This is a genomic window from Sandarakinorhabdus sp., assembly GCF_031422795.1.
Taxonomy (GTDB): Bacteria; Pseudomonadota; Alphaproteobacteria; order Sphingomonadales; family Sphingomonadaceae; genus Sandarakinorhabdus.
Map to the genome: position 1 here is coordinate 1 of NZ_JANPML010000137.1, position 2,285 is coordinate 2,285.

1 protein-coding gene is annotated in these 2,285 nt (G+C 66.4%); it reads right to left on the bottom strand.

Annotation, left to right across the window (positions count from 1 at the left end):
• On the bottom strand, positions 1-2,285 hold a 2,285-nt coding region (locus tag RMO81_RS05045; protein WP_310474669.1), incomplete at both ends, for a hypothetical protein.

Below are 2,285 nucleotides of genomic sequence, written 5' to 3' on the forward strand. Positions count from 1 at the left end.
GGTGAAACCGGCCTTCAACCGATCGGTGCCGCTGTTCTGGATCAGCACCTCGCGATCGGCCCCAATCAGGATGCTGCCGGCGCCGATGGAGCCGCCTGCCACCACTGATGCACCAGCCGCGTTCACCGCGTCGATGCGGGCCTGCCCGATCAAGGTGGTGCCGGCCAGTTCGGTGAGCAGGCTTTCGCTCGCCACCCAGATGCGCGGCGCGGTGATGGACAGCGTGCCGGCCGGCGTATCCACGCCCGCCCCCAGCCGCACGCTGCCGCTGCCCTGCACCACTTCGATGCGATCGGCAGCACTCAGGGTCAGTCGATTGTCCGCCCCGGCCTGCGCCATGGTGACAGCGCCTGTCACCCGCATCGTGCCGCGCGTTTGCAGGGTCACACCAGGATTGGCGATCTGCCCCGGCGCAATTGCCGGCAGCGCCAGTTGTTCAACCGTCATGCCGCCGTTGGCAAAACTCACAACCCGGATGCTGCTGGCTCGCAGCGCGCCAAACTCGGCGTTGGACAGGCTATAGGTGCCGGTCGCCGTCGTGCCGGCCCCGCCGATCACGGCCGAGGTGGCCTGGCTGATCTGGAACAGGATGCTGCCGCCGGCCGCGCCCACCGACCCTTGCGGATCGAGGACGATATTGCTGGAGGTGACCAACAGGCTGGGCGTGTTGATGCTGGAGCCCAGTGTGGCCGTACCGCCAACAGCAACCAGCATGCTGGTTGACGCCGTGGTATTGCCGCCAACAAAGCTGCCGGTGGCCGCTGCGATGAAGGTTCCCGTGCTGGCCGGGCCGCCAATGTTGATGTCGCCCACAAGGCGTTCTGGCGTGGTGGCCAACAGCGCCGCAAACTGCGGATTGCCAGCCTGATCGAACGTGATCTGCGGCAACAGATCATGCGCGGCGATATAGACGAAGCCACTGGTGGAGGTGCTCAGCGCGCCAGTGGTGACGCCGCCGGTATCAAGCAGGACAATGCCGCTCGATGCCGTGACATTGCCCGTCGTCACGCCCAGCACGCCCGAAAGCGTGGCGCTGCCCGAAACATTGATCGTCCCGGTGCGGATGGTGGCCGGCGAGGTGGCAAACAACACGCCCGACGCTTCCGACTGCGAGTTGATCCTGCCGGCGTCGATGGCCCCGGTGGTGATCGCGCCGCCGGCATTGAGGAACACGCGATTGCCCGACGACAAGCTGCCGGCGGTCAATGTCGTGTTGGACGACAAGCGGATTTCGCCATCGGCACGCACGTTGCCGGTGGTCAGCGTCGCGCCTGGCCGATTGGCCGCCAGCACCAGCGATTGCGCTGTGGTGATGTTGCCGGCCGTGATGCTGCCATCGCTGGCGAGGTTGATCTGGCCTTGCGCGGCGATATCGGCCAGCACCAGGCTGTCCACCGCCGTGAGATCCAGGAAGCCCGGCGTGCTGGTGCTGCCGATTTCCAGCGAGCGCACACTGAGACGCGCGCCAATGGCGGCATTGATCGCGCCGGTCACCCGCAGCAGGCCGATGGACCGAGCCTCGAACAGGCCGGTGGTCACACTGCCGGTAACGATGGTGTCGCCAGCGCGGGCCGTGGGCGCAGAGACGAGCAGCGCCGAATAATCCGGCACACCGTTCGGGAAGGTGATCAGGCTGCGCTGGGCAAAATCATCGAGGCGTAGCCGTCCGGTGGTGGGCGTGGTCAGGGCCGCAGTGGTGATGGTACCGCCCGACAGCAGCACAAGATCGCGGCCGCTGGTGATGCCACCGGTGGCGAGCGCGCCTTGCGCCAGCAGGCCGACATCGCCGGCGCTGGTTACGGCACCGGTGGTAATCGGGCCGAGTGCGCGCACGTAGATATCGGGTGTGACGCCAGCCGCCGGATCAACTGTGCCGGCATCCAGCGCGCCAACCGTGATGCCGCCGTCGGAGGTGACGGTGAGGCGGCCGCCGGCACTGGCACTACCTCCATTGATGGCGACATCACTGAACACACCAACATTGCGATCGCCGCGCACGCGGGTGAAGCTGGTGCCGGCCACGCCATTGAGGGTGACATCGCGATTGGCATCGATATCTGTCACGCGCACCTGCCCGGCTGCGCTGTTCATGAACACATCACCGCTACCCGTGGTGTTGGTGACCAGATCGATACCCTGCGTGCCGGCAATCTCCAGCGTCTGCGCCGCGATCGTGCCAATGGCACCGTCTGAAGGTATATCGAACGCCGAACGAACCTGGCCGCCCGACGAGACGAACAGTCGGCCGCCAGCCGTGATGGTGCCGCCGTTGTTGAGCCCCAGGC